Annotated in this window: 7 protein-coding genes; 6 read left to right on the forward strand and 1 reads right to left on the reverse strand. The window is 38.7% G+C overall.

Annotated elements, in window-relative coordinates; all coding sequences use genetic code 11:
- Nucleotides 1-7: 7 nt before the first annotated feature.
- From HMPREF1534_RS04200 to HMPREF1534_RS04190, 3 genes are all read left to right on the forward strand, one after another.
- Nucleotides 8-631 (forward strand): M23 family metallopeptidase, encoded by a 624-nt coding sequence (locus HMPREF1534_RS04200; protein ID WP_005943045.1) that lies wholly within the window; start codon nucleotides 8-10, stop codon nucleotides 629-631.
- Nucleotides 632-635: 4 nt separating this feature from the next.
- Nucleotides 636-827 carry a hypothetical protein gene (locus HMPREF1534_RS04195; protein WP_005943048.1) on the forward strand — a complete coding sequence of 64 codons (192 nt, stop codon included), beginning with the start codon at nucleotides 636-638 and terminating at the stop codon, nucleotides 825-827.
- Between the two features lie 194 nt (nucleotides 828-1,021).
- Nucleotides 1,022-1,561, forward strand: a complete 540-nt coding sequence (locus HMPREF1534_RS04190) for a porin family protein (protein WP_025066829.1) — start codon at nucleotides 1,022-1,024, stop codon at nucleotides 1,559-1,561.
- A gap of 230 nt (nucleotides 1,562-1,791) precedes the next feature.
- Here the strand turns inward: HMPREF1534_RS04190 and HMPREF1534_RS04185 are convergent, their stop codons facing one another.
- Entirely contained in the window at nucleotides 1,792-2,967 is a 1,176-nt protein-coding gene (locus HMPREF1534_RS04185; protein ID WP_005943051.1) for a phosphoribosylaminoimidazolecarboxamide formyltransferase, read from the reverse strand.
- 190 nt (nucleotides 2,968-3,157) lie between these two features.
- Between HMPREF1534_RS04185 and HMPREF1534_RS04180 the strand changes: the two genes are divergently transcribed.
- From HMPREF1534_RS04180 to HMPREF1534_RS04170, 3 genes are all read left to right on the forward strand, one after another.
- The gene (locus HMPREF1534_RS04180; protein WP_025066830.1) at nucleotides 3,158-4,933 is read left to right on the forward strand and encodes a tetratricopeptide repeat protein; all 1,776 of its coding nucleotides are present in this window, start codon (nucleotides 3,158-3,160) and stop codon (nucleotides 4,931-4,933) included.
- Between the two features lie 138 nt (nucleotides 4,934-5,071).
- On the forward strand, nucleotides 5,072-5,431 hold the full coding sequence (locus HMPREF1534_RS04175; protein WP_032937179.1) for a DUF3244 domain-containing protein: 360 nt from the start codon (nucleotides 5,072-5,074) through the stop codon (nucleotides 5,429-5,431).
- Between the two features lie 76 nt (nucleotides 5,432-5,507).
- Complete coding sequence (locus tag HMPREF1534_RS04170; RefSeq protein WP_018452855.1) at nucleotides 5,508-6,173, forward strand: lanthionine synthetase LanC family protein; 666 nt, start codon at nucleotides 5,508-5,510, stop codon at nucleotides 6,171-6,173.
- Nucleotides 6,174-6,300 lie beyond the last annotated feature (127 nt).

Here is a 6,300-nt window from a genome sequence, read left to right on the forward strand (position 1 = left end):
ACAAGCCATGAAAAGAGCCACATCTATCCTGTTATTGGTAATCCTGACGATTGCAGCTTGGGGAGGAGAACCGGCAAAGAATTTTACCGCTATGGAAATCAACCATATACGTGTAAAAACACCGGGGCTGTTCTCTGCGCACAAAAGTTTCAGCCTTCATTTGGACAGCCTGCAAGATAATGAGTTCTGCTTTCCGTTGCCGGGTGGAAAGTTGATTTCTTCCTATGGGGGACGTCGCGGGCACAGTGGGGTCGATATCAAGACAAAAGCAAATGATACAATTCGGTGCATATTTGATGGTGTCGTAAGAATGGCAAAACCTTATGCCGCTTATGGAAATGTGGTGGTAGTGCGTCATACCAACGGATTGGAAAGTGTTTATAGTCATAATTCAAGGAATCTGGTGAAATCGGGGGATGTAGTAAAAGCCGGAACACCACTTGCTCTTACCGGCAGAACAGGCAGAGCTACCACAGAACATCTTCATCTGGAGTTTCGGATAGACGGCCAACACTTCAATCCGAGTCTTGTTCTTGATTTAAAAGACCGTACTTTGCGTAAAGATAAACTTATTTGTACAAAACTCGGTAACAGAATAACAGTAAAATCTAAATTAATAAATAAACAATAAGAGGATGGACATAGAAAAAGCAATTACCGATGGAATCGTTTTCAAAGGTGGAAAGTCGTCGGGTAGAAAGAATGAAGAGAAAGTGAAAACGAAAGCGAAGAAGAAAAGTTATATCACCGGACTTCATGGCTCGGGTTCGGCCAAAATGAAAGCCGATATCCGAAAAAAACGTGCTAATCGCCATAAAGGAAAGTAAAATAGTTAGTGCTTTGTTAGTTATTAGATATTAACGATTTATCCCTTATTTCATAATAAATCTTTTGAAAAAGGAAGTATTTATGTTGCATAACATAAATATAAACGATACCTTTGCGCCGCACAATACAGAAGGGTGCTGATTCCTTCTATGTAACAAATAGGTTAATGTTTAATTTTGAGAACAAAAGAAAGATGAAAAAGATTGTATTGGTGTGTATTGTGGCTATTATGGCTACTGCTGCACAGGCGCAGATTTATGTAGGTGGAACTTTGGGTTTCAGTTCTGTTAAGACTGAAAATAGTGATGCCGAATTAAAGACTACTACTATCAAGCTCTTGCCTGAAATAGGTTATGAACTGGATGAGAATTGGTCGATTGGTACAGTTGTGGGGTATCAGTATAGCAAAACGGGCGATTTGAAGACCAACACTTTTACCATTGCTCCTTATGCTCGCTATTCTTTTCTGCAGAGTGATTTAATCAAATTATTTGTAGATGGAGGATTCGGCTTTTCTACAGCTAAAGTAAAGGGAAGCGATGCTGCAAATTCTTGGAACATTGGTTTGAAGCCGGGATTGGCAATTAAGCTGTCTGACCGTTTTTGTTTGGTTGCTAAGTATGGTTTCTTAGGATATTCACAGGATGAAACTCCCATGGGAACTAAAACGAAAAACTTCGGTTTGGATTTAGATACTGATGAGCTGAGCTTCGGTTTCCACTATATTTTCTAATCGATTTTTAGACATAGGTTTAAAACTTGTCGGGAGGGGGATTGTGTCAAAACGTTGATAATGATGTCATTTTGTTAGTAGGAAAGAGGTTTGCTTGCCCGAAAATGTTTTGTGTATTATTTCCAAGGTCGTGACCGTTGGTTCGGGCAGGCAAATCCTGCCCCTACAGTTGACGATTTGTAGACCATTTTAGTTTTGATACCCTCCCCCTTTCTTTATTTTTTCAATAATTAATGGTGGAACAAGCGGACACCTGTAAATGCCATGGTAATTCCATATTTGTCACAAGTATCGATAACGTGATCATCGCGTACGGAACCTCCGGCTTGTGCAATGTACTCCACTCCGCTTTTATGTGCGCGTTCTATGTTGTCGCCAAATGGGAAGAAAGCGTCCGACCCCAGTGAAACTCCTTTCATTGTATCCAACCATGCGCGTTTTTCTTCACGCGTCAGTACTTCAGGTCTTTCGGTAAAGAATTGTTGCCAAACTCCGTCAGCCAATACGTCATCGTGGTCTTCGCTGATATACACATCAATAGTATTGTCGCGGTCGGCACGGCGGATTTTTTCTATCCATGGCAAGTTCATTACTTTAGGGTGTTGGCGCAGATACCAGATGTCAGCCTTGTTGCCTGCCAGTCGGGTGCAATGGATACGGCTTTGCTGTCCGGCACCGATACCGATAGCTTGACCGTCTTTCACATAACATACAGAATTACTTTGTGTATATTTTAAGGTGATAAGGGCGATAATCAGGTCGCGTTTGGCCTCTTCCGTGAAGTGTTGGTTCTTTGTCGGAATATTAGTCAGCAAGCTTTCGTCCAGTTTGATTTCGTTACGTCCTTGTTCAAAAGTAATACCAAACACATCCTTGTGTTCAATGGGGGCAGGACGGTAAGACGGGTCAATCTTGATGACGTTATAAGTACCTTTACGTTTGTTTTTCAAGATTTCGAGCGCTTCAGGCGTATAGTCGGGAGCAATGACACCATCCGATACTTCACGGTTGATGAGCCGTGCGGTTGCTTCATCGCATGTATCGCTTAAAGCAATGAAATCTCCGTAAGAAGACATACGGTCGGCGCCTCGTGCACGCGCGTATGCTGTTGCCAATGGGGTGAGAGGAAGGTCGTCTACAAAATAAATTTTCTTCAGTGTTTCACTCATTTCTATGCCGACAGCAGCTCCGGCGGGGCTGACGTGTTTGAAAGATGCAGCCGAAGGTAGTCCGGTGGCTTCTTTGAGTTCCTTTACTAACTGCCAGCTATTGAATGCATCCAGAAAATTAATATATCCGGGGCGTCCGTTCAATACCTCGATGGGCAATTCTCCTTCTTGCATAAAGATGCGTGACGGCTTTTGATTGGGATTGCAGCCGTACTTTAATTCTAATTCTTTTGCCATAGTTTTATGTATTTCAGTCTATTGGATTTTCATTTGGACAAAGATAAAGTTTTTTTGAAGAAAAATATTGCTTTTAATAAAACTTTCATATCTTTGCCTCTTGATGAAGGCATGTTTAGTTTTCATATTATTCATTGGGATAAGTCTGTTATTGGGGTGTTCGCGCCACTATCGGTCTTATCCGCTTTTCATGGAGCAAGCCCAAAGCTGTGTGGAAACAGCCCCCGACAGCGCCCTGCATTATCTCTCTTTACTGAAAGACAGCATCGGGTGTGAACCCGAAGAAACGCAAATGTACTATCATTTGCTCACCATTAAAGCAGAAGACAAGTTATATACCCGCCATATCTCCGATTCGCTTATTAACCTTATTGTGAAATTCTACAATGAGCATGGCGACAAGAACAAACAGATAGAGGCATACTATTATCAAGGCAGTGTATATCGCGACATGAATGATGCCCCGAGTGCTTTGGATGCCTTTCGTGAAGTGATTAGCCGGAGCAAGGAACTGTCGCCCGCCGACAAGAAGCAATCCGCCGATTTAATGGCACGAACCTATAATCAAATGGGAACCTTGTTTGCTTATCAAGGGCTTTACGATGAATCATTGCAGGCCAACAGGAAATCGGTAAACTGTTATCTGGCACAAGGGAAAGAAGATAAGACTCCTTATCCTTTAAGAAATATTGCACGCATGTATGATGCCAAGCATCAAAAGGACAGTGCGCTTCATTATTATCAAAAAGCATACCGCACTGCATTATCCACTCACAGTCCTCATAAAGCATACATTATTTTGGGGGAATTAGGCAGTTTTTACTATTATAGTTTGGAAAAAGCCGATTCCGCCAAACAAATGCTTATTACCGCCCTCAATCATCAACCGGACATGGCAAACGCCCTGTTGGTATTAGGCGATGTCTATCGGGGTGAAGCCCGGTGGGACTCCGCCTGTTATTACCTGCATCAAGCCATTGAATATGGTGATATTCAAAAACAGCATAGTGCCTACCGGCATTTATCATCCATTGAGATTCAAAAACACAATTATCCCCAAGCCACAACATATCTCCGGCAAGCCCAACTGTTGGCAGACTCCATTAAAGAGATTACCCGAACAGAAGCGATTACCAAAATAAACTCCCTGTATAATTATCAGCACATCCAGAAAGAGAACTATACATTCCTGCTGGATAATGAAAAGAAGAGTACTTTCTTATGGATACTTGGCTGTATATCTGTGGTCATCATGGGGGTAGCTATCAGTGTCTATTTCCATTACAAAAAGAAAGTACAAAACACTCGCCTACAAATGCACAAGCTTAGCAAACTAAAAGAAGAACAAGAAGCAAAAAGCATGAAAGCCCATGAAGAAAACATCTGCAAAATAAAAGAATTAGAGCAAAAACAAATAGAAACAGAACCACGAGTAAAAGAATTAGAGCAAAAACTAGTCGAGCAAGAAGGAAAAATAACAGAAAAGGAAACACTATTGAAAGCGCAAAAGGAAGAATTAGAGCAAGCAAAAGCCCTGCAAAACTTGCTCCTGGCTCAAAAAGAGGAACTGGAAGCTAAAAACAAAGAAATTATCGCCTGTCTAAAAAAACAAAAAGTTTTACAAGACTCCCTGCGTCAGACTTCCATCTATCATTTTTTCCATCAGGCATGTACCAAGGCAGACAGCAAAATAACTGAAGAGAAGTGGTCAGAGCTACAAAAAGAGGTTGATACCGCCTATCCCAACTTCAGCAAGCACCTATATGAGTTATCTCCAAAATTATCAGTCATCGAACTGCAAATATGCTATCTAATGAAGATTTCAATTCCACCAACCCATATTGCCATTTTCACCAATCGCACCAAAGCTGCCATAAGTAATGCTCGCACCCGCCTTGCAAAGAGACTACTGGGAGAACAAAACTCTACCGAAAAACTGGATGATTTTATCTCTGATTTACAGTAGATTATAGCCTGTAGTGTACTAATTGTGTACTTTAGAAAGTACAAGAAGTCATCTGTGTACTAAAAGTGTACCAGTTCTTGATGATACATTAAAATGTTTTTCTCATTTTTGCCTAAACTTTAAAACGGAATGCAAAATATGAAAAACGCAGTATTAGTATTAACAGCTTTTCTTCTTCTCTTTCCATATAAGTTAATGGCAGAGAATAAAGTAATCTCTATTGAAGATGGATGGAATATCGAGGACGAACGTTCCATTTCATTTGCCCCTCAGCTATCCATAGACGAACAGAACATCTATATCTATTCCGAAAAGGAATTAAATGATTTGGAAGTGATAATAAAAGACTCTTTGGGTAATGTTATTTATTATAATGTAACTACCGTTTCCGAGTATACCACTTATCCCATTCTTATTGATAATTGGAATAAAGGAGAGTATACTATACAAATAAGAGAAAAGAGTAACTATTTAGTAGGCTCTGTTCATATAAAATAGTAAGAAATAAAACTTGTAAAAGCTATTTAGATATCAATCAAAAAGCAAAGTGCTATTAAACAATTCCCTTAGAATTATGGAAAAAGAAATACATAAAATGGCATTATATTATATATTAAACAATATAAACATCCCTTACCTTGGCTTAAGTAAGGGGAAAATGGGATTATCACTATTCTATTTTCACTATTCTATGCACACCCATAATAGTGTATATGAACAGTTTGCATATGAATTGCTTAATGATATAATAGAAGATATCAATGATGAAATGCCCATTTCTTTTTCTAGTGGAATATGTGGAATTGGTTGGGGAATAGAGTATTTAGCACATTATGGATTTTTAAAAGAAAATACAGATGAAATTCTAAATGAAATGGATTTACAAGTAATGCTATATGACTCAACTAGATTCACTAACTACTCATTATATGATGGACTGGAAGGTATAATTTGTTATGTACTAAGTAGAATATTATCTACTCGGCAAGTTGGCTCTTCACATTCATTTGATTTTAATTATATAAATAATTTATATAAAACCTGCAAGCAAATTCCAAAAACAGAACAAGAGCAATGCATAGGTATTTTTATAAATTGGTTTGAACAGCAACAAATATCATACTCTTTCAATACAATACTTAATCAAATATATAGTATCTACCTTAAAGAAGTTAATTACAAGAATAATTGGCAAAAATATTTAGTAAGACTCGCTAACAATCAACTTGCAAATTTATGAACCATACTAATAAACATATTTATATTTTCAATTATACCTTAATTCCGCAACATAATTGATAATTATTTTTATAAGTTCCTGAGCAACATTTTGTTGCCCAGGTTTTTGCCATGTCAGCGTTTTCACT

Origin of the sequence: Phocaeicola massiliensis B84634 = Timone 84634 = DSM 17679 = JCM 13223, from assembly GCF_000382445.1 — a bacterium.
GTDB lineage: Bacteria > Bacteroidota > Bacteroidia > Bacteroidales > Bacteroidaceae > Phocaeicola > Phocaeicola massiliensis.